20 protein-coding genes are annotated in these 21,197 nt (G+C 47.4%); 11 read left to right on the forward strand and 9 right to left on the reverse strand.

The window, feature by feature from the left end:
• Positions 1-21: 21 nt before the first annotated feature.
• Together pheT and BFO_RS08175 are read left to right on the forward strand one after the other, a co-directional pair.
• Positions 22-2,484, forward strand: a complete 2,463-nt coding sequence (pheT, locus tag BFO_RS08170) for a phenylalanine--tRNA ligase subunit beta (protein ID WP_014225211.1) — start codon at positions 22-24, stop codon at positions 2,482-2,484.
• Positions 2,485-2,511: 27 nt separating this feature from the next.
• Positions 2,512-3,234, forward strand: a complete 723-nt coding sequence (locus tag BFO_RS08175; protein WP_014225212.1) for a YebC/PmpR family DNA-binding transcriptional regulator — start codon at positions 2,512-2,514, stop codon at positions 3,232-3,234.
• Between the two features lie 440 nt (positions 3,235-3,674).
• Here the strand turns inward: BFO_RS08175 and BFO_RS08180 are convergent, their stop codons facing one another.
• Positions 3,675-3,959: a DUF3825 domain-containing protein gene (locus tag BFO_RS08180; RefSeq protein WP_041590802.1), complete on the reverse strand. Its 285-nt coding sequence runs from the start codon at positions 3,957-3,959 to the stop codon at positions 3,675-3,677.
• 390 nt (positions 3,960-4,349) lie between these two features.
• Here BFO_RS08180 and BFO_RS08185 point away from each other — a divergent pair, with 390 nt between their 5' ends.
• Genes BFO_RS08185 through BFO_RS08195 form a run of 3 tightly spaced genes read left to right on the forward strand, consistent with a single transcriptional unit; the run spans position 4,350 to position 6,602 of the window.
• Positions 4,350-5,255: a glycosyltransferase family protein gene (locus BFO_RS08185; protein WP_014225213.1), complete on the forward strand. Its 906-nt coding sequence runs from the start codon at positions 4,350-4,352 to the stop codon at positions 5,253-5,255.
• 53 nt (positions 5,256-5,308) lie between these two features.
• Positions 5,309-5,983 carry a peptidylprolyl isomerase gene (locus BFO_RS08190; protein WP_041590803.1) on the forward strand — a complete coding sequence of 225 codons (675 nt, stop codon included), beginning with the start codon at positions 5,309-5,311 and terminating at the stop codon, positions 5,981-5,983.
• A 4-nt stretch (positions 5,984-5,987) separates the two neighbouring features.
• Positions 5,988-6,602, forward strand: coding sequence for a DUF4294 domain-containing protein (locus BFO_RS08195; RefSeq protein ID WP_014225215.1), 615 nt, complete (start codon positions 5,988-5,990; stop codon positions 6,600-6,602).
• Here BFO_RS08195 and BFO_RS08200 read toward each other — a convergent pair.
• Together BFO_RS08200 and glmM are read right to left on the reverse strand one after the other, a co-directional pair.
• Positions 6,579-7,121 (reverse strand): RNA methyltransferase, encoded by a 543-nt coding sequence (locus BFO_RS08200; RefSeq protein ID WP_041591227.1) that lies wholly within the window; start codon positions 7,119-7,121, stop codon positions 6,579-6,581. The genes BFO_RS08195 and BFO_RS08200 overlap by 24 nt on opposite strands.
• A gap of 133 nt (positions 7,122-7,254) precedes the next feature.
• Positions 7,255-8,643, reverse strand: a complete 1,389-nt coding sequence (glmM, locus tag BFO_RS08205) for a phosphoglucosamine mutase (RefSeq protein ID WP_014225217.1) — start codon at positions 8,641-8,643, stop codon at positions 7,255-7,257.
• 282 nt (positions 8,644-8,925) lie between these two features.
• Between glmM and rplU the strand changes: the two genes are divergently transcribed.
• From rplU to serS, 4 genes are all read left to right on the forward strand, one after another.
• The gene (gene rplU, locus BFO_RS08210) at positions 8,926-9,243 is read left to right on the forward strand and encodes a 50S ribosomal protein L21 (protein ID WP_014225218.1); all 318 of its coding nucleotides are present in this window, start codon (positions 8,926-8,928) and stop codon (positions 9,241-9,243) included.
• A gap of 20 nt (positions 9,244-9,263) precedes the next feature.
• The gene (gene rpmA, locus BFO_RS08215; RefSeq protein ID WP_014225219.1) at positions 9,264-9,542 is read left to right on the forward strand and encodes a 50S ribosomal protein L27; all 279 of its coding nucleotides are present in this window, start codon (positions 9,264-9,266) and stop codon (positions 9,540-9,542) included.
• A gap of 150 nt (positions 9,543-9,692) precedes the next feature.
• Positions 9,693-10,235: a C40 family peptidase gene (locus BFO_RS08220; protein WP_014225220.1), complete on the forward strand. Its 543-nt coding sequence runs from the start codon at positions 9,693-9,695 to the stop codon at positions 10,233-10,235.
• Between the two features lie 73 nt (positions 10,236-10,308).
• A complete protein-coding gene (gene serS / locus BFO_RS08225; protein ID WP_014225221.1) occupies positions 10,309-11,580 on the forward strand; it encodes a serine--tRNA ligase in 1,272 nt (423 codons plus the stop codon).
• Between the two features lie 113 nt (positions 11,581-11,693).
• On the opposite strand, the gene BFO_RS08230 is transcribed toward serS, so the two are convergent.
• The 3 genes from BFO_RS08230 to BFO_RS08235 all read right to left on the reverse strand — a co-directional run bounded on the left by BFO_RS08230 (position 11,694) and on the right by BFO_RS08235 (position 14,363).
• Complete coding sequence (locus BFO_RS08230; protein WP_014225222.1) at positions 11,694-12,821, reverse strand: metallophosphoesterase; 1,128 nt, start codon at positions 12,819-12,821, stop codon at positions 11,694-11,696.
• Positions 12,822-12,927: 106 nt separating this feature from the next.
• Complete coding sequence (locus BFO_RS15000; protein ID WP_060827879.1) at positions 12,928-13,146, reverse strand: hypothetical protein; 219 nt, start codon at positions 13,144-13,146, stop codon at positions 12,928-12,930.
• A 107-nt stretch (positions 13,147-13,253) separates the two neighbouring features.
• Positions 13,254-14,363, reverse strand: a complete 1,110-nt coding sequence (locus BFO_RS08235) for a Fic family protein (protein WP_046472587.1) — start codon at positions 14,361-14,363, stop codon at positions 13,254-13,256.
• Between the two features lie 966 nt (positions 14,364-15,329).
• Between BFO_RS08235 and BFO_RS08245 the strand changes: the two genes are divergently transcribed.
• Both BFO_RS08245 and BFO_RS08250 read left to right on the forward strand, forming a co-directional pair.
• Positions 15,330-16,541 (forward strand): ATP-binding protein, encoded by a 1,212-nt coding sequence (locus BFO_RS08245; RefSeq protein ID WP_014225225.1) that lies wholly within the window; start codon positions 15,330-15,332, stop codon positions 16,539-16,541.
• A 374-nt stretch (positions 16,542-16,915) separates the two neighbouring features.
• Complete coding sequence (locus BFO_RS08250; protein ID WP_014225227.1) at positions 16,916-17,950, forward strand: FecCD family ABC transporter permease; 1,035 nt, start codon at positions 16,916-16,918, stop codon at positions 17,948-17,950.
• 38 nt (positions 17,951-17,988) lie between these two features.
• Here BFO_RS08250 and BFO_RS15855 read toward each other — a convergent pair whose 3' ends face one another.
• The 3 genes from BFO_RS15855 to BFO_RS08260 are packed head-to-tail and all read right to left on the reverse strand — an operon-like array spanning position 17,989 to position 21,159.
• The gene (locus tag BFO_RS15855) at positions 17,989-18,444 is read right to left on the reverse strand and encodes a hypothetical protein (protein ID WP_052299255.1); all 456 of its coding nucleotides are present in this window, start codon (positions 18,442-18,444) and stop codon (positions 17,989-17,991) included.
• Positions 18,423-19,196, reverse strand: coding sequence for a hypothetical protein (locus BFO_RS14455; protein ID WP_052299256.1), 774 nt, complete (start codon positions 19,194-19,196; stop codon positions 18,423-18,425). The genes BFO_RS15855 and BFO_RS14455 overlap by 22 nt, the downstream gene beginning before the upstream one ends.
• Positions 19,180-21,159, reverse strand: a complete 1,980-nt coding sequence (locus BFO_RS08260) for a DUF349 domain-containing protein (RefSeq protein WP_014225228.1) — start codon at positions 21,157-21,159, stop codon at positions 19,180-19,182. Before BFO_RS08260 ends, BFO_RS14455 begins: the two co-directional genes overlap by 17 nt.
• Between the last annotated feature and the right edge of the window lie 38 nt (positions 21,160-21,197).

Raw genomic sequence — 21,197 nt, forward strand, 5'->3', positions numbered from 1 at the left:
GAGAAAAACTCATACGTAGAAATGAATATATCATATAATTGGTTAAAAGAATATTTGCCGTTTGATCTGACCCCCGACGAAGTGGCGGAGGCGCTGACCTCGATCGGTCTTGAGACCGGCAGTGTGGAAGAGGTACAGTCGATCAAGGGGGGACTGGCCGGACTGGTGATCGGTGAAGTGTTGACATGTACGGAGCATCCCAATTCGGATCATCTTCATCTGACGACGGTTGATGTCGGTTCCGGCGAACCGTTGCCCATCGTCTGCGGCGCTCCGAATGTGGCGGCAGGGCAGAAAGTGGTGGTAGCGACGGTCGGTACGAAGCTATATCATGGCGACGAAGAGTTTGTTATTAAAAAAAGTAAAATACGCGGTGAGGTCTCGTTGGGCATGATTTGTGCCGCAGACGAGATTGGTGTCGGTGACGATCATGCGGGAATCATCGTCCTCCCGGCCGACGCGCGGGTTGGTATGCCTGCCGCAGAATATTACCACGTGGAGAGTGATCATGTGCTCGAGGTGGATATTACTCCCAACCGCGTAGATGCGACGTCGCACTATGGTGTGGCACGTGATCTGGCAGCCTATCTTAAGCAACAGGGGCAGCCTGCCGAGTTAAGACTCCCTTCGGTCGAAGCGTTTCAGGTTGACGATCCGTCGCCGTCTATTACTGTCGAGGTGGCTAATACGGAGGCCTGCCCGCGCTATTCGGGACTGACGATCCGCGGGGTGACCGTCGGAGAAAGTCCGGATTGGCTGAAGAACCGTTTGTCCGCCATCGGCTTGCGTCCGATCAATAACGTGGTAGACGTAACGAACTTCGTATTGCATGAAACGGGGCAACCGTTGCACGCGTTCGATGCGTCTAAAATCAAAGGAAATAAAGTTGTGGTACGTACCGAGCCGGAAGGTGCGAAGTTCGTAACGCTCGATGGAGTGGAACGTACCTTGACCGCAAATGATCTGATGATCTGTGATACGGAGAAAGCGATGTGTATCGGCGGCGTGTTCGGCGGGCTGGATTCCGGGGTGACGGAGCAAACGACCGATGTATTCCTTGAGTCTGCCTGTTTTCATCCGACATGGATCCGCAAAACAGCGCGGCGCTTCGGCTTAAATACAGATGCATCGTTTCGTTTCGAACGCGGTTTAGACCCGAACCGGACACTCTATGTGCTTAAACGTGCGGCATTGCTGATTCAGGAAGTGGCCGGAGGGAAGGTCGTCGGGGAGGTACAGGATGTCTATCCGACGAAAGCAGAACCGTATCCGGTCGAGATTACGTACCGGAAGATCAACACGGTAATCGGGAAGGAAATCCCCGTGGAAACGGTGAAAAGTATTTTGTCATCGCTTGAAATGGAGATTGTCTCGGAGACGGCTGAAGGATTGTCGTTACGTGTGCCGGTATATCGTATCGATGTACGCCGCGATGTCGATGTGATCGAGGATATTCTTCGTATCTACGGATATAATCATGTGGGATTCAGTGAACACCTGCAATCGACTTTGAGCTATCAGGCGCCGGCCGATCGCAGCTACCGCATGGAGACGTTGATCTCGGAGCAGCTCTGTGGGGCAGGCTTCCATGAGATTATGAATAACTCACTGACGCGACGCGGGTATTATGAAGAGTTGACCTCGCTACCGGCCGACGGATGTGTGGCATTGATAAATCCGCTCAGCACCGACCTGAATGTGATGCGTCGGACATTGCTGTTCGGAGGTTTGCAAAGTATCGCGTACAATTTGAATCACAAACAAAAACAGATTCGCTTTTTTGAGTTTGGCAATTGCTATGCTTATCAGCCCGCCGAGAAAAAGGAGGGAGAGGCCTTGTCCGGATTGAGTGAAGAATATCGACTGGGCTTATGGATGAGTGGTTATAGATTGGAAAATAGCTGGATGCATGCTGACGAGAAGACTTCGGTCTATGAACTCAAAGCGCATGTCGAAAATATCTTGCGACGTCTGGGCGTGAACATGAAAAAGCTCACGTGGAGCACTTTCTCGAATGATATTTATACGTCGGGCATGACCATTAGCTCGGCTTCGGGACGCACGCTCGGTACGTTCGGCGTAATCAGCCGGAAGATCTTGAAGAAGATGGATATTGACGATGAAGTGTATTTTGCCGAGTTGTTGTGGTCGACCCTGATGAAGGAAACACGCAAGGCCGAAACAGTGTTTGTCGAGATTCCGAAATTTCCGGAAGTGAAGCGTGATCTGGCCTTGCTCGTCGATCAGTCCGTGACGTTTGAGGAGATTGAGCGGATCGCTTTCGAAACGGAGCGTAAGTTGCTGAAAAAAGTTACCTTGTTCGATGTGTACGAAGGCTCGAAGCTGTTGCCTGGAAAAAAATCATATGCCGTCAGTTTCTACCTGCAAGATGAGGAAAAGACGCTTAACGACAAGCAAATTGATGGTATTATGGCACGCCTGCAAAAGAATTTGGAAGAGAAATTGGGTGCGCAGTTAAGATAAAAACAAATCAAAAAAAGGATATAAGCTATGGGAAGAGCATTTGAGTTCCGCAAGGCGCGGAAATTTAAACGTTGGGGAAATATGGCCCGCGTATTCACGAAGCTGGGAAAAGAAATCACCATCGCCGTTAAGGCCGGTGGCCCTGAGCCGGAAAATAACCCGCGTCTTCGTGTGTTGATACAGACAGCGAAGAAGGAAAATATGCCGAAAGAAAATGTCGATCGTGCCATTAAAAAAGCCAGCTCGAAAGACTATACCGATTATAAAGAGATGAACTATGAAGGCTACGGACCTTTCGGGATTGCGATTTTTGTGGAAACGGCAACCGATAACACGACGCGTACCGTGGCCAATGTCCGCAGCTATTTCAATAAGGCCGGCGGATCGCTGGGCACAAGCGGATCGTTGGAGTTTCTTTTCGATCATAAATGTGTGTTTCATATCACCAAAAAGGAAGGAATGTCACTGGATGAGTTGGAGTTGGAACTGATTGATTTTGGAGTGGACGAAGTTTATGAAGAGGAAGACGAAGTTGTGCTTTATGGAGATTTCTCTCAAAATTCGGCCATTCAGAAATACCTCGAAGAGAATGGCTACGAGATTACAACGAGCGAATTCCTTCGTATTCCGAACGACGTGAAAGAAGTGACTCCCGAGCAGCGTGAGAGTATCGAAAAGCTGATTGAGAAACTGGAAGAAGACGAAGACGTCCAGAATGTTTTTCATAACATGAAGGAAATCGACGAGTAAGCGCTTTAGAAGAAGTCGTATGTATGGCGGGGACTATCACATTCCGGGAACGTCTACGCACGAACATCCCGTGATATTATATAGTTATCGCATTTATCGATACGGGGGACAAATCTTTACGCAGATTGATTGCAAACCTTGATGCGGGAGACGAATCAAGTTCGCAGGGCTTGATTTTTTTTATTGCACCGGCATAAAAAATGAAGTTTTTTATGTAAGTTTTGCAAGAAAAGATAACTTGCTTAGAATAAATTAATTGGTCGGACTGCTTGAAAATAGGGTAACGAGATAGCAATCGTTCGTATCTCTGAGTTCTTCATCGTTATGCTTCAATGTGATAACTCTTGATGCTACAAAGGTAGTAAATTCCTTCAATTGACTGTAGTAAGTTATTAAAAAAGAGAGTGCAATTTTGAACTCTCAAAAACTTTTCCCCAATTCTATGGCTTCAACCAAGCACTTTGAGGCTTTACTATCAAACGAGCATTGTTATATGCCATTTTTAGTGTGAGACAGGTACGAGCAGTATATGTATCATCACTAATTTTGTGAATTGCCAATGCTAAATCAGGATTAGGTGAACCAGGAGTCAAATTAAGTGGCAGCAGAAGTTGAATACGGTTGTTATAGAATTGTGGTACGGCTAACTTGTAGTTAGTTTTTACTCTTTTTTTAACCTCTTCAATAGCTCCATCTAATCTACGACGAATTTCGCCTGGATCCAATTAATGATTGTGGATAGACCCACACGTCTTTATGTGTAAATATTTACGCCGCAAAGGTAACGCCTTTTTTAATTCAATCCAAATATTTCTTCTTCTTTTTTTTGATATATGACTCTTTTTTCTTGTTCACAGTCTTTTTATTTGAGTTTTATCCCATAAAATTTCCATTCACTATTAACCGATTCTATTAAATCTATGGATGTTGCTGTATCCGATATAAGGGGAAAATATAAAGTGAATGTGATATCTTGCCCTGCATATTGACTTTATTACTACCGAAAAGAGAACCGACACTCTCGGCGATCTAAGTTATTTAGCGTTATTTCTCCCATTTGTCGAGGTTATTCAAGAGATTTTATGTAAGTTTGCCACAAAAAACAAAAGAATAATATGAAACCAACTTTATTTGTGCTGGCGGCCGGCATGGGAAGCCGCTACGGAGGATTGAAACAGTTAGACGGTGTAGGGCCTAATGGCGAAACTATTATGGATTATTCGATATTCGATGCGATTCGTGGAGGGTTCGGCAAAGTGGTCTTTGTCATACGGAAAGATTTTGAAGCCGACTTCCGGTCGAAAATATTGTCCAAATACGAGAATCATATCCCGGTGGAAGTCGTTTTCCAGTCGTCCGACAAATTGCCGGAAGGTTTCACTTGCCCTCCTGAACGCACGAAGCCGTGGGGCACGAATCACGCGGTCATGATGGGTAAGGAGGTTATTCGGGAACCGTTTGCGGTGATTAATGCCGACGATTTTTACGGGCGTGACAGTTTTGCGGTCATCGGTGAGGAATTGTTGAAATCGGAGGGTAAAGAAAATACGTATTGCATGGTTGGTTTTCGTGTAGGCAATACCCTGAGCGAAAGCGGGTCGGTGGCGCGTGGCGTTTGCGAAACGAACGATAAAGGCTATCTTACGTCGGTCGTGGAGCGCACGGCGATTGAGCGCATTGACGGTAAGATTCAGTTCACGGACGAGCATGGGCAGATCATTACGTTGGAAGAGAATACGCCGGTATCGATGAATATGTGGGGATTTACACCCGATTATTTTGCGTATTCGGAAGCGTTCTTCAAAGAATTTCTGAAAGAAAATATCGACAATCCGAAAGCCGAATATTTCATTCCGTTGATGGTCAACGAACTGATTACAAAAGGAAAGGCGTGTGTTAAAGTATTGGATACGACATCGAAATGGTTTGGTGTAACGTATGCGGCTGATCGTCAAGGGGTCGTTGATAAGATTCAAGCACTGATCGATGCGGGCGAATATCCCGCTCAGCTGTTCGGTTGAACCGGATGCAGGCCGGAATGGTTATATCAGTGGAATATTGCAGAAGAATCGGAATGAAAAAAATAATCCATATCGCTTTGGCATGCGGCTTGTGTCTGTTCGGTGCGATACGTCTTCAGGCGCAGGAAAAGGAAACCATGGTACTGATTGATACCGACAAAGGTAAAATCACCGTCAGATTATATAACGAGACTCCGCAACATCGCGACAATTTTATCAAGTTAGTGAATGAGCATCAGTACGATGGTCTGCTGTTTCACCGGGTGATCAAGCAGTTTATGATTCAGGTGGGGGATGTGACATCGAAAGATGCGCCGCCCGAGAAGAAACTTGGCGACGGTGATCTGGGATATACTATTCCGGCTGAGATCGTCTATCCGAAATATTTTCATAAACGCGGACAGCTGGCAGCAGCGCGTACGGGCGACGATGTCAATCCCGAACGCGCCTCGTCGGCTTCGCAATTTTACATCGTGACGGGCAAGTACTTCACCTCGATGGAACTGGATAAGATGGAGCGCGAAAAAAATATCCGGCTCACGCCCGAACAGCGCGAGGCTTACATGACGGAAGGAGGCGCTCCGCATCTCGACGGTGCTTATACCGTCTTCGGCGAGGTGGTAAAAGGCATGAAAGTGGTCGATAAAATTCAGTTCGTACCGACCGACACGAACGACCGTCCGTTGAAAAATATCGCGATACGGTCTATGAAAATCCTTGACGAATGAGACTATGAAACGGTACGGATATCTGATTGCAGGGTTGCTTCTTTGGGGTTGTGTGAGCGGATTCGCGCAAGCTCCGGCAACGTCCGATATCCGTCTGACTGTTCCCGATGGGTATGTGAGAGGGGTCTTAGACGGCAAAGATACGATTCCATTGGTTCGCTTGCCGCATGTGTACGTCTTCCCCGAGCTGAAATTCCGGAACGAGAAGGAGCGGCAGAAATACAATAAACTTGTGCGTGATGTCAAACGCACACTTCCTTACGCTAAACTGATCTACGAGACGTTGATCGAAACATACGAGTACATCGAAACCCTTCCGGACGAGAAGACAAAGAAAGCGCACCTCAAACGGATGGAAAAAGAACTGTTCAACGAGTATAAACCCGAACTGAAAAAGATGAGCCTCTCGCAGGGCAAGTTGTTGATCAGGCTTGTCGACCGCGAATGCAATCAGACGAGCTATGAGTTGGCCAAGGCTTTTCTCGGCGGTTTTCGTGCCGGTTTTTGGAATATTTTTGCCGGTATGTTTGGGGCCAGCCTGAAATCGGAGTACGATCCCCAAGGCAAAGACGCCATGACCGAACGTGTGGTTTTGTTAGTGGAGTGCGGGGCTATCTAACTGCTTGAATATCTCCCATAGTACCATCCCTGTCGCAACAGATACATTCAGCGAGTGTTTCGTGCCACATTGAGGAATTTCGATACACATATCGCAGGTATCGACCACGGCTTGTCGCACCCCTTTTACCTCATGTCCTACAACGATAGCATATTTTTGATTGATATCAAGTGAAAGGTCTTGAAGGGAAATACTTCCTTCGGCCTGTTCGAGGGCGCAAAGCACATATCCTTGCTGTTTAAGCTCGGCAACGGCATCGGCCGTATCCTTATAGTAACGCCATTCGACGGTTTCTTCAGCACCTAATGCCGTTTTATGAATTTCCGCACTCGGAGGTGTCGCCGTGATGCCACACAGGTAAACGGCTTCCATACGAAATGCGTCGGCTGTACGGAATACGGAGCCCACATTATTCAGGCTCCTTACCTCATCAAGTACGATCACCACAGGAAGTTTGGCAACGGTTTTATATTCATCGGCCGTCAGACGGTTCAGCTCGGTTATTTTCAGTTTGCGCATACGTCGAATATTTGAAAAACAAAGGAAAACGTTTTTGGGGAAACGAAAAAGAGAGGCTGTCTCCAAATGATTTTTGTGTCCGGCCTCTCCGCGGTATGTTCGGAAACGGATGAGATGCAAAAGCGTCTCCCGTTTATGACGCACATTCTTTGATAATGTCTATCAGTTCACGACCTAACGCATCGGCTTCCTCCATCGTATGTGCCTCAGCATAGATACGGATAATCGGCTCCGTATTACTCTTGCGCAGATGTACCCATTTATCGGGGAAGTCGATCTTTACTCCGTCAATATCGGTAAGGTCGTACTGTGAGAATTTTTCTTTTACCTTAGCCAGTATGGCCTCCACATCGATCGACGGACTCAGGTCGACGCGTTGCTTTGAAATGAAATAGTTGGGGTATGTAGCTCGCAATTCACTTGCTTTCATCTTTTTCTTCGCCAGATGAGTAAGGAACAATGCGATTCCGACAAGTGCGTCGCGCCCGTAATGACTGGCAGGATAAATCACGCCGCCATTGCCCTCTCCGCCGATCACGGCATTTGTTTCTTTCATCTTCGATACGACATTCACTTCGCCGACGGCTGACGCATGATATTCCATACCGTGTTTGCGGGTAACATCACGCAGCGCCCGGCTCGAGCTCAGGTTGCTCACCGTATTGCCCGGCGTATGTGAAAGCACATAGTCGCTGACGGCGACCAGCGTGTATTCTTCACCAAACATGTCACCGTTTTCGCAGACAATGGCCAGGCGGTCTACATCAGGGTCGACTGCGAAGCCCACATTGGCTTTGGCCTGCTTCGTCAATTGCGAAAGCTCGGTCAGATGTTCCGGAATGGGTTCGGGATTATGCGAAAAATTCCCGTGCGGATTACAGTGTAATTTGCAAATTTCCTTGATCCCTAACGCATACAGCAGCTCGGGGATAACTATGCCGCCGACCGAATTGACACAGTCGATGGCGACGCGGAAATTGGCTGCACGAATCGCTTCGACATCGACTAATTCAAGTCCGAGCACATGCTTAATATGGCGTTCCTTGTAGCGGTTGTCCGTAATTACTTTACCCAACGCATCGACCGGAGCAAATGTGAAATCTTCGGCTTCGGCGATCCGTAGAACCTCCCCGCCCTCTTCGGCATTGAGAAATTCTCCTCTTTCATTCAGCAGTTTCAAGGCGTTCCACTGCTTAGGATTGTGGCTGGCCGTCAGGATAATTCCGCCACAAGCTTGTTCCATGGTTACGGCCAGTTCGGTGGTAGGTGTCGTAGCCAGATCGATATCGACCACATCGAAGCCCATTCCCGTCAAGGTTCCAATCACGATGTTTTTTACCATCAGTCCCGACATACGGGCATCCCGCCCTACGACAATCCGGTTCGTCGTTACCGATGTGTTTTTACGAATAAACGTGGCATAAGCCGCCGTAAATTTTACGATAGCCAACGGATTAAGTCCGTCGTCCGGTGCACCGCCGATCGTCCCGCGGATACCGGAAATCGATTTAATCAATGTCATTGTGTTTACAAATTTTTAATAAGTCGCAAAGGTAGCATAAAATCAGCAATTATGCATATTCGAATAAAATTATCGAAATCGAAATCCGCATTGTTCCTACCTGTTTTTATCCGTTAGTTGCGCTTACCATTCGGAAAATACAGCAGTTGAAAAAGCAGATAATTTGTCCGGTTCGAAAAAAATGCGTATTTTTGCACCCTAAAAAATCTGCAGAGGGTAGAACAAGAGGCGTAAAAAGGCGTCCACCCCCGGGAAATAACCTGTTAATAATTAAGAAGACAGATGTACGTAATTGTAGAAATTAACGGTCAGCAGTTTAAGGCTGAGGAAGGAAAAAAATTATTTGTTCACCACATGCGTCATGCGGAAAGTGGGGCAACGGTAGAGTTCGACAAAGTGTTGTTGGTCGATACCGACGGTAAAGTTCAGGTAGGTACGCCTACGATTGAAGGAGCAAAGGTCGTATGCGAAGTCATTTCTCCGTTGGTAAAGGGAGATAAGGTTCTGGTATTCCACAAGAAGAGAAGAAAAGGACATCGCAAGTTGAACGGTCATCGTCAGCAGTTTACCGAGTTGAATATCAAACAAATTATTGCTTAACGTTTAAAAAGTAGAAGAAAATGGCACATAAAAAAGGAGTCGGAAGTTCGAAGAACGGTCGCGAATCGGAAAGCAAACGATTAGGTGTTAAGCTGTTCGGTGGCGAAATGGCAAAAGCCGGAAATATTATCGCACGCCAACGGGGTACGGAGTTTCATCCGGGTAAAAACGTAGGTATGGGCAAAGATCATACGATTTACGCATTGATCGACGGGGTCGTTGTTTTCAGTAAAGGCAGGGAAAATCGTTCGTATATCTCGGTCAAGAGTACCTCGGAAACAGTAGCAGAGAATTCGTAAGTGGCGAGAGGAGGCTGCTGAGTTGCAGTAAGCGAGAAGAAAGAATAGACAGATTCTTCCGTACAAGAAAATATTGGGGCTGCCCAGAAGAGTCATAAACTCGGAAGGACAGCCTCTGTTGGTTGTTTATATATTTCTTAAAACGGATCAATGAATTATTTCAGGTGTATTGGGCAAAAGAGAATCGTGTGGCTTGCCTTGTGTTTGATGAACATTATGGTTTTGTCGTGCGCGGCACACCGGAAAATGGGCACGATCGCTGTCTCGGAGGCTACAGAAGATATTTCGTACCGGTTAGGAATACCATTGACGGATGAGGATAATCTGGAACTTTACCGGATGGTTGCGCTGTGGATCGGTACTCCGCACCGGATGGGGAGGAGCACGAAAAAAGGAACCGATTGTTCGGGATTCGTTACGAACATTTACAAGAATATCTATGGCAAAACTCTTGCACGTTCTTCGGCTGCCATGTTGGCTGCGAATTGTGAGCGCATCAACAAAAAAAGTTTGTGCGAAGGCGATCTGGTCTTTTTCTATACCCGCCGAAAATCGAAGCGTCCGTCGCATGTCGGCATTTACCTGAAAGACGGGAAGTTCGTTCATTCGAGCACCTCAAAAGGAGTTATCATTAGCAGTTTAGACGAGCCTTATTACAAAAAACGCTGGATTACCGGAGGGGTGGTACGGTAGTTTTTTGGGGCAGGCGAATCAACATTCCGTAAACTTATGTATCTTTGTTGTCTGTAAAAAAACGAGAAGGAATATGTTGACAATAAAAGTTATCACAGAAAATCAGGACGAAGTCATTCGCCGGCTGGCCGTCAAGCATTACGATGCCAAGGAAATCACCGATAAGATTATCGCTGCGGATAAAATACGGCGCAATGCACAAACAACTTTAGATGCGAACCTGACCGAGGTCAACCGGATTTCAAAAATGATCGGTTTGCTGATGAAAGACGGAAAAACGGCTGAAGCCGAAGAGGCTAAGAACGAGGTAGCCCGGCTGAAAGATACCAATAAAGAGTTGGAAGCAACGAAGACACAGGCCGAAGATGAAATCCATGAATATTTAGTTTCTATTCCCAATATGCCGCATGAATCTGTGCCCGAGGGTAAAGGCGCTGAAGACAACGTGTGTGAAAAGAAAGGAGGCGTGGTGCCCGAACTTCATGCCGATGCTCTGCCTCACTGGGAATTGGCAAAAAAATACGACATTATTGATTTTGAACTTGGCGTTAAAATCACCGGTTCGGGCTTTCCCGTTTATAAGGGAAAGGGAGCGCGGTTGCAGCGTTCACTCATCAATTTCTTCTTAGACAATGCGCGTGAGGCCGGCTATCTTGAGATTGAACCGCCATACGTCGTAAATACGGAATCGGGCTACGGAACGGGGCAGTTGCCCGACAAAGAAGGTCAGATGTATCATGTCGGTCTGGACGATTTGTATCTGATCCCGACCGCAGAGGTGCCGGTTACGAATATTTACAGAGATGTGATTTTAAATGAGGCGGATCTTCCCATCAAAAATACGGCTTATTCGGCTTGCTTCCGTCGCGAGGCCGGTTCGTACGGAAAAGATGTGCGGGGCTTAAACCGTTTGCATCAATTCGACAAGGTCGAGATCATCCGTATCGATAAGCCCGAACACTCGTATCAATCCTTGCAGGAGATGCTCGATTATGTTCAGACGCTTGTTGAAAAGTTAGAACTCCCGTGGCGCATCCTGCGGTTGTGTGGCGGTGATCTCAGTTTCACTTCATCGCTGACGTTTGATTTCGAAGTGTATTCCGCTGCACAGAAACGGTGGCTCGAAGTCAGCTCGGTGTCTAACTTCGAGAATTATCAGGCCAACCGCCTGAAATGTCGCTATCGCGATGCCAATAAAAAGGTTCAGCTCTGTCATACGCTTAACGGAAGCGCTTTGGCCTTACCTCGTATCGTTGCGGCTTTGCTGGAGAATAATCAGACACCGAACGGTATCCGGATTCCTCAAGCGCTCATTCCTTATACAGGGTTTGAACTGATTGACTGATACGGGGGGCTACCGTATTTTTCCACGAAGAGTTTTTTAAGAGGCGATCTTAAGTCCGATTCAAATAGAAGACGGTGTGTTGAAACGAAACGTTTGGCACACCGTCTTAATGTTTAATTGCGATGAAAGGTCACTCGGATCACGGCCAATTCCGATCTTGTGCCGATGCGGTAGGGTGGCCCGGCAAAACCGATGCCGGACGAGATATAAAACTGCGAAGCGCCTTCTTTGTAATAACCGTACGAGCAGCGGTAGACCAGCTTGATGATCCAACTGTAAGGCCAGAACTGTCCGTTATGTGTATGACCGTGAAGCCCAAGGTCGCAGCGGTTCATCACGATCTCGTCGAAACGCGGCTGATGATCGGCTACAATCACAGGTTTCCTCTTGTCTACGCCCTCAAGCAGGCGACTCAACGGCTTTCGTCCTTTATTCGTCGCATCATCGCGTCCGACGAGGTAGAACGTACTGTCGGGCATGACGACCGAATCGATGAGCAATACCCCGCCCGTTTTCTGCAACCAGCGCAGTTTGGCGAAGCGGTTGGCGCGGTATTCGTGATTACCTAACGTGATATAAACGCCCAACGGAGCATGGAGTTGTCGCAGATTGTCTTCAATATGTGCGCGTTCGGCAAAACGCGACTCGTAATCCATGATATCTCCGTTAATAATTATGATATCAGGTCGTTGCGCATTGCAGAGCGCCACAAAGCGTTCCGCGCTCTTTTTGCCGATGATTTCGCCGAAATGAGTGTCGCTTATCAGAGCGATGGTGAGGCTGTCGCGTCCCTCCACGTTTTTCGGGATGTGTATGTCCTGATAGGTCACTACGGGATGCGTTACATTATAATATCCGCGCATCATCAGTCCGGCGGTGACGACCAGCAGGAACACGTAGTAAAAGCGTTTCAGACGCAGGTTTCGGGTGGTGATGAATGCGGGAATCCACGGTCTGATACGGTTTGTCAGCCGGAAGAGATCGGCGGTCAGCAGTCCGAGCATCAGATAGATGGATGCAACGTACCATGTGCCGCAGAAGTACAGGATCGGAATCATGACGTGATCCGGCAGGTCTTCGTGAAAGAAGAATCCATAGAAATACGTCGTCCATTCGATCAGGAAAAAGAGCACAAAAGGTATGCGCCACTTTTTTTGCGACGGCAGCGCCTGTTTACCCCGGTAAAAAATATAGAGGTTGAAGAGGATTTGTCCGACGATGGCTTGCAGAAACACTTTCATGGCCGGCGAAATGAAAGGTGAAAGACGACCAACTCTCCGCGTGTTCCGATCCGGAAGGGCGGTCCCCAAAGGGAGAGACCGGACGAGACATAGAGGTTAAAATTTATCATTTACTTAGATGTTTAAGAGCAAAATTTTCACTTATCACAATTTTAGGAAAACCTGTTTCCAACATTACTTTTGCTTGTATGGAATCATTTAATTTCCATTCGGACAATAAATGTCCCGATTTAACTATCAAAGGAAATCTTTTTTCCTCTGCTATTGCAAGGTTCTGAGAGCAGTTAAAAAGAAGAATTAATCCAATTATTAATCTTACGTTCATCTAATCCGTTTTAAATATATACGACATACTTGTGTATAACGCACAAAGTCCATGTTTATGGTGCTGCATAGGTATGGTGTTTTATATTTGTTCATAGACGATGTTTTTTATGCTAACCGTTTGTGCCCACCTTCCTTTGTATTGCCACCCTTTGAGATGGTCGGAAATGCCACGACATGCCAGCGCTTTGGCTTGCTTTCCCTGACGATATAGCCTTTGGCGGATAACGTAGCCAACTGTTTCTGCACTGCCGATGTATTGATTCCCAGGAGTGCGGACAGCTCCGCGTTGGTTGTCTTGGGATTCTCCGTCAGTATCTGCAACAGTTGGGCGGTACGCGGACTTCGGAAAGAGATCAGTTCGCCGTTGTACCACCATATATGACCGGCATTGCCTTCGACGAAGGCTATATTCTGCGTCAGTTCACCAGCAAGCACTTTTTCCATATACGTCGAAAAGGGCTTTATCCGTTCCGGTGTGGCATTCGCGCCGTCCGAGGGGGCAGGCCCCACCAGTGCATCCGCCTGACTGAGGGCATTGAGATAGGTTCTTTTGTCACTGCTATGAATGACAATCATCGGGTATTTCTTGCGCAGCAGGATGAAGTTCACCAACAGTCGGGCAATACGCCCGTTGCCGTCCTCGAAGGGGTGGATGCGGATGTAACGGTAATGGAACAGCGAGGCAAGCTCTATGGGCGAATACTCGTCGGTGTCGGCCACACGGTTGTACCAAGTCACGAGGTCGTGCATGAAGGCCGGAGTTTCTTCGGGCGAGGCATAGTCGAAACGCTCTCCCGTAGGTGTGATGACGGAGTTCGGACGGGTCTTGTAGCAGCCCGCATGTACCGTGTAGCTTGTACGGATGTCGCCGGGTAACTGCCTGAACACCTCATAATCCTCACGGAGCATTGTCTGATGCATGTTGCGGATGAAGAGTTCTGTCAGGGGATGGCCGTTCAGGGCCTCTGCCTCCATCATCTTCAGACAGACATTGTGAGCCTTCATCTCCTCCAAATCTTTCATCTTGGCAGAACCGACCACTTCGCCGAGCAACAGCAACACTTCCGTCTGTCCGTATGTGAGCGTGTTTCCTTCGATGTGGTTGCTGTTGAAGTTGAAATCGAGCATAAACTTGCGCTGGAGACGTTGTTCGTCTTCAGGCAAAAGGGGGTGCATCGCCAACCACTTTTGATAGAGTTCCGGAATCTGTTTCATTCGTTTGAATATTTGATGCCGCAAAGTTACAAAATGTCTTGGCGAATCCCAAATAAATAACCACCTTTTTCTCATAGACTACCATTTAGGGTGGTGAAAAAGGCACTCCACTTTCATCAGGAATATGTCTGTGAAATCATCCTTGAAACTCTATCCGATGTCCAAAAATTACCAATTATTAACATGTGTAAAAATATTACTACAATTCATTTGTACACAAATGATTACTATACTAAAATGTCCGATTTTGATAGTTCCCTCCCATCGTTTCACCTTTAATTTTGCAGCAAAAAAACAGACTTGTCGCACCTTCTGGCAACGGCTCATGGGTATCTTCACAAGCTGCCTATTATAATTAAGAGACCTCTGCAAAACTCTATTCAAATGTCGAATCTATGGGTATAACTTGTTGATTATAATAGTGGTGTTTTGTTGTAAAAAGACTTTTGCAAAGGTCTTAATAAGGTATGTGAGGCAAGACGACAATATCATTAACTCTTTTATCTTAATTCAAGTAGGTAGATGGCCCGAACGGCAACTCCATCTTCCTGCCTGCCGCCGGCGGCCGCAAAGGTTCCGAGCTCATCAGTGCCGGCAGCTGGGGCGTCTACTGGTCGAGTTCGCTCATCACGGCGTACAGCATCGACGCCCGCTACCTCTACTTCGTTTCGGTCGAACACGACTTTACAACACCAACCGCTACTACGGGTTCACGGTGCTGCCCGTCCGCCCATAAAATTTGCCTTGCCCGAAACGGGCATGACGCGATAGGCCGACGATAAAAACCTCTCCTCCCGCCCACGGCGGTGGGAGGATAAAAAAGGAGATGTCTCACCTTCTAACTTGTCTATTACCTGAAGTTTACAGCGATTTTATTTGTGCGAACAGAGAAAATTGAGTACTTTTGCAAGTAGAATTGAGTAAGATTCTCATCATAATTGAGTAAATCCATCATTAGATTTGAGCATGAACTATATTCGCAAACAATATCACACGCTGAAAGCACGCATTCAGGAGCCAAGGCGTTTTATGCAAGTATTGGCAGGTCCGAGACAAGTGGGCAAATCTACTCTCGTAGGGCAGGTGCTGCAGAAAGTACCCATTCCATATTCGGTAGAAGTGGCAGATGCCATCGATCCGAAAGACCGTGACTGGATACGCCGAGTGTGGGAAGGAGCACGAACCACCATGACGCTCCGTGGAGAGGCTGAACGCCTGCTTGTGATCGATGAAATTCAGAAGATTGACAATTGGAGCGAGGTGGTCAAGAGAGAATGGGACGAGGACACGCGCAAGCACCTCAATCTGAAAGTGGTACTGCTGGGCAGCAGTCGTCTGTTGCTCAAGAGAGGACTTACGGAGTCGTTAGCAGGGCGTTTTGAGCTTATTCGCCTCGGGCATTGGAGCTATCAGGAGATGCACGACGCTTTCGGAGTGACACTTGACGAGTACATCTACTTTGGCGGCTATCCCGGTGCTGCCCACATGATTGGTGACGAAAAGCGTTGGCGTAAGTATATCAAGGATTCGTTGGTGGCTCCTGTCATCGAAAAGGATGTACTGATGACCTCCAACATCTACAAGCCTGCCCTTATGAAACAATTGTTTGAGTTAGGGTGCGGTTATTCTGCCGAGATACTTTCGCTGACAAAACTGATGGGACAACTGCAAGATGCCGGCAACGTGACCACGTTGGCTTCGTATTTAGAGATACTCGACCAGTGTGCATTGCTGACGGGATTGCAAAAGTATGCCAATGATGATGCCCGAAAGCGTGGCTCCATTCCCAAATACCAAGTGTACAACAACGCCTTGCTGACAGCATATAAAGGCAGGTCGTTCCTTACGGACAGAACGGACACGACGCTTTGGGGGCGATGGGTGGAGAGTACGATAGGTGTTCATTTGCTGGGCATGGCAGAGGAGGCAGACTATCAAGTGTATTACTGGCGAGAGCCTGCAAGGAACAAGGCAGATAAGGACAAAGAGGTAGACTTCATTATCGTAAACGACGGTGAGGTGACAGCTATTGAGGTGAAAAGCGGTCGTCGCGGGATGAACTCAGGTCTTCCTGTCTTTGTGGAGGCATTTCATCCCAGGAAATCTTTTGTTGTGGGCTCGGGAGGCGTTTCGTTGGAAGACTTTCTGAGGTGCGACATAGAGGCATTGTTGGGATGAATGACGGTATGAACCTAAGCATAAACTTTTATCGGACAGCAATGAAACAAAATAAGCGAAGAAGAGTGTTTTACTTATAATTAGATCCATTTTTTTTGTTCTGTGCTTATTTCTAATAAAATAGGGCCATTTTTATTTTGCCGTATCGATAAAAAAAGATCATTACCACGAATAAAAGTTGGAGAAATAATTTTTTTTAACACTTTTGATTAAGGGTTTTTGAGGTGTTATACGTCATATATGTAAAGTGTGGTTGATAGGGTTTAAATACTTAGGTTAATCTCTCAATGGAAAGACGAAGTCGTGATGACCTCGTCTTTTCGCTTTTTAGGGTGATAAGGCTTCTTTTGCGGGAAAAACCGTACATTTGTCGTATGAACGGAAAAAGCAGATTGTTCTATCCGGCGCTTTTGCTGCTGCTTGTCTTGTTATGGGCGGGCAATTTGGCATATGGCACGGTATCGATTCCACTCGGTGAGGTGATTCGTATTTTATTGGGCGATTCCGTTGAGCAGACGGCTTGGCAGCATATTGTGCTGCAATCGCGGTTGCCGCAGGCCGTGACGGCGTTGCTTGTGGGAGCGTCGTTGGCTGTCAGTGGCTTGTTGTTGCAGACGCTTTTCAGGAATCCGTTAGCCGGTCCTTCGATTTTAGGCATCAGTGACGGGGCTAATCTTGGGGTGGCCCTCGTGATGCTTTTGGGAGGCGGTGCGGTCGGCTTGTCTTCCGTTTTTTCCGTCGGAGGATCGCTGGCTCTGATCGTGGCCGCTTTTGCCGGGGCCTGCTCCGTCTTGGGTTTGATTATCTACTTTTCGACGAAAGTCAGAAGCAATATCATGCTGCTGATCATTGGGATCATGGTTGGCTATATCGCTTCATCGTTGATTTCGATGTTGAACTACTACGCTTCGTCCGACCGTATCCATGCCTACGTGATGTGGGGTATGGGCGACTTTTCGAGCGTTTCGAACGAGCGCCTGCCTTTCTTTGTTCTTTGTACGCTTATCGGACTGACATGTGCTTTGCTGCTGGTCAAGCCACTTAATGCCTTGCTACTTGGCGAGCGTTATGCCGCCAATCTCGGCGTAAAGATCAAACGCACCCGCATCCTGATATTGCTTTGTACAGGACTGCTGACGGCTACCGCCACCGCTTTCTGCGGGCCTGTTTCGTTTATCGGGTTGGCTGTGCCCCATATTGCCCGGCTGACTTTGGGAATGGAGAATCACCGCATGTTGCTGCCGGTGACGATGCTGACCGGCTCGTGCATGGCGTTGCTCTGTAACTTGCTCACGGTGGTTCCCGGCATGGGGACGGTCTTTCCTCTCAATGCGGTAACGCCGGTACTTGGCGCACCCGTTATCATATACGTTATTCTGAACCGGAAAAATATCCAATCTATCAACTAACCGTTCTGACGATTTTCATAGAAGTAGTCCGGCAGATATTATTCCGCATGGATCAGCACGCCGGCACGATAGCTTGTCTCGGCGGTAACGGGACAGAGTGAGAAATAGCCGGAGCGGATTCGTCCGTCGGAAAGCTGCAAAGGGTATTGCTGCCTTAAAAGCCCGTCGGTACGTAAGGCGGCTTCTTTTTTCTCGCAGGAGATCATGAACCGTCCCTGCGATGCCGGATGGATCAGGCGACGACTTAATTCACAGGCCACTAACCCCATCGTGTAACGCAGATTCATTTCGACAAAAGGATGAACGGCATACGCTTTGTTATGTCTGAAGATAAGCATATCTACGCCGAGATACCCCCGATAGACATTGCCGAGTATCTCTTTTAATGTCAATGTAACCGCTTCCCGTACTGCAGCCAAGGTCTCTTCCGAAATATATGTCGTTAAGAACTTCTGCAAGAACTCGGCATGTCCTAACCATCCGCCGGAAAACATACCTTTCGTTTGAGTTTCAAAGATCGACAATCCTTCATAGCTGATTCCATTTTCGCCATCGGCATAAAATTCCATGGCAAAATCACAGACTTTTTCCACATCGGTTCGATGCTGACAGCCCCCTGTCTTCTCAAAGCCCCTTCGATCCATTGCATGGCTTTCTTGTCTGCCATTGTGCTCATGATCGGATAAAGACCTCGTCCGGAACACGAGAAAGGGGTTTTTAGCAAGAAGGGTGGGGGATGGGTTTTGATATGTGTTTTGACGGCCGCGCCGGTTTCGTAGAAACAGGGAATCGAGATGGAAGGTAGTCCGGGCAGTCGTCGTAACGTTTCCCGGAGACCGTATGCCGCCGCGCGACGATGTGTTAACGTGTGGTATATCTCCTTCCAGGCAGGAATGGAAAGAGGAGCTCCTCGTTTTCGAAGCTTTTCAAAAAGATGGAGGCTGTGCGGTGAAAGTCCCCACGGAGAAGCGTCGAGAGATGCGGTCAGCCGGCAGGTTTCTTTGTCGGAGACGGGATGTAGGGACGGTTGTAAATCCGGAGGCAGTGATTCGATGAAACGTTTGGCGGTTTCTGCTTTGGAAGTGAGAACATAGTCTCCCTCATTTCCATACCATAACGGGAGAAGAGAGAGGTCGGACATCATTTTTTGAACGACTGCGTCGGGAGTATAGTTACGTACTCCCGACGCAATAGCCGTTTCATGTCCCGGATTAAAAAGATGAAGTGCCTTATTCGAGGTTTTCATCGATCGCGTCAATTTTCTTAACGATCAATGCCATTTCGTCTTTTAAATGTTCGATTTTACGTTCCATTTCTTTCAGTAGGCCGCTTCCCCCTTTGGAGGAGACGTTCAGGAATCCGATATTGTTTTCGTAGGTCTGCACTTCATTCTTCATGCGCTCATACATCCGCATCAGTTTATCCCGTTCGTCATGCAGTTTATTTTCACCCTGCCCGCTCATTTCGGTCAATGTGGAACGGAATTGCTGCATTCGGCGGTCGGTCTGAGCGATGTTCAGACGATCGAACTGTTGATCGATGGCCTCACGAAACGCCGTATAGATTTTATCTTTGCTTCTGAACGGAACATGCCCCGTCGCATTCCATTCGGCAATCAGCGATTTCAGGGTCGCGACTGCTTCCGATTCGGGCAGGCGTTCGTCTACCGCCTTGATTTTCTCAATCAGCGCTTTTTTTATTTCAAGGTTTGTGGTTTCCTCTCCTTTTTGTGAGGCGACGACTTTATTTTTCTGTTCAAAGAAATAGTCACATGCTTTGATGAAGCGTTTCCAGATTGCATCGGATTGTTTGCGACTGACCGGCCCGATTTTCTTCCATTCTTCCTGAAGTTTGATCATGGCTCTTGTCGTTTCTTTCCAATCTGTGCTTTCTTTCAGCGCTTCGGCTTTTTCGGCCAACACCTTTTTCAGCTGATAGTTGGCTTCCGCCTCCTTCTTTGTGTTTCTGAGAAATTCACTTCGTCTTTGGAAATATTCGTCGCAGGCTTTGCGAAAACGTTCGAAGATTTTCGTATTTTTCTTCTTCGAAGCGAAGCCGATGGTGCGCCATTTCTGTTGGAGATCCAGTACCTCCTGTGTCTTTTTCTCCCAATCCTTGAATGATTTTAAATCGTCATAAACGATACCCTCAACCGTTTCACAGAGGCTTGTCTTCTCTTTGAGATTTTCCTCTTCCTGCTCCCTCAATGTTCCGATATAGTTGTGATGACGCTTATTGATACTGGTGGAAGCCCTCTTGAAACGCGCCCATAGCTCTTCACGTAACTCACGCGATACCGGTCCGATTTCGCGCCATTGCTGGAAAAGTGTCTGTAGCTGATGGTAGGCCGAGACGGCGTCCGTTTCATCCGTCAGTTTCTCGGCGGCTTCACAAAGCGCTGTTTTCATTTCCAGATTTTTTTTGAAATCGTAGTCGCGGAGTTGGTTATTGATCTTAACCAGATCATAGAACCGCTCGCTTTGAAGCTGGAAATTCCGCCATAGTTCCCTTGCATATTCTTGTGGTATGGGATTATACTCTTTCCATTGTTGCTGAATTTCCTTGAATTCGTTATATCGTTTGTTGAAATTGTCGTTGCTGTCGACTAAGGCACCCATCCGGTCAATGAGCTGTAACTTCTTAAGGTAATTTTCTTCTTTGATGCGCGTTTGCTCTTTTTGCAAGGCGATCCTTTTTTCCTTATACCGGTCGAGCAGTTGCCGGTAGATTGCGGCGGTGTCATCGGCTGGCGTATCAAAATCTCTTTCTTCTCCGCCGTTTTCAATAAAGATACGTTTTAGTTCATCGACTTCGGCTTTTACCGTTTGGAGGTATGCCTTTTTCAGCTTTTCCAGTTGTTCACGGGGCGCTTCTTCGGCATGTTCCACCAAGGTCTTCAACTCTTCGAGAATCGCCTGTTTGTCGATCATACCGATGGCGCCGACTTCAATGGCCTCCTGCAGTTCGCCGCAAAAGTCGTCGGGGGTTGTCGGGAGTTCTTTCATCTCGGGCTCTTTTTGTACCGATGCTTCATCAAGGGTGATGTCATGCATAGCTTCTGCCGGCTTCTCTTCCATGGCATTTTCTTGCTCTTGCACGATTTCAGAACTCTCTGCGACGTTTTCAGACGGCTGCTGGGCAGAAAGGGCATCAGGCATTTGGGTCATTTCCGTTTGGCCTGTTTCGTTTGTGTCTTTTGTCAATTCCATTACGCTGTTTTTTATGGGGTTTTTCCCATACATTATCT

Source organism: Tannerella forsythia 92A2 (assembly GCF_000238215.1).
GTDB classification, from domain to species: domain Bacteria; phylum Bacteroidota; class Bacteroidia; order Bacteroidales; family Tannerellaceae; genus Tannerella; species Tannerella forsythia.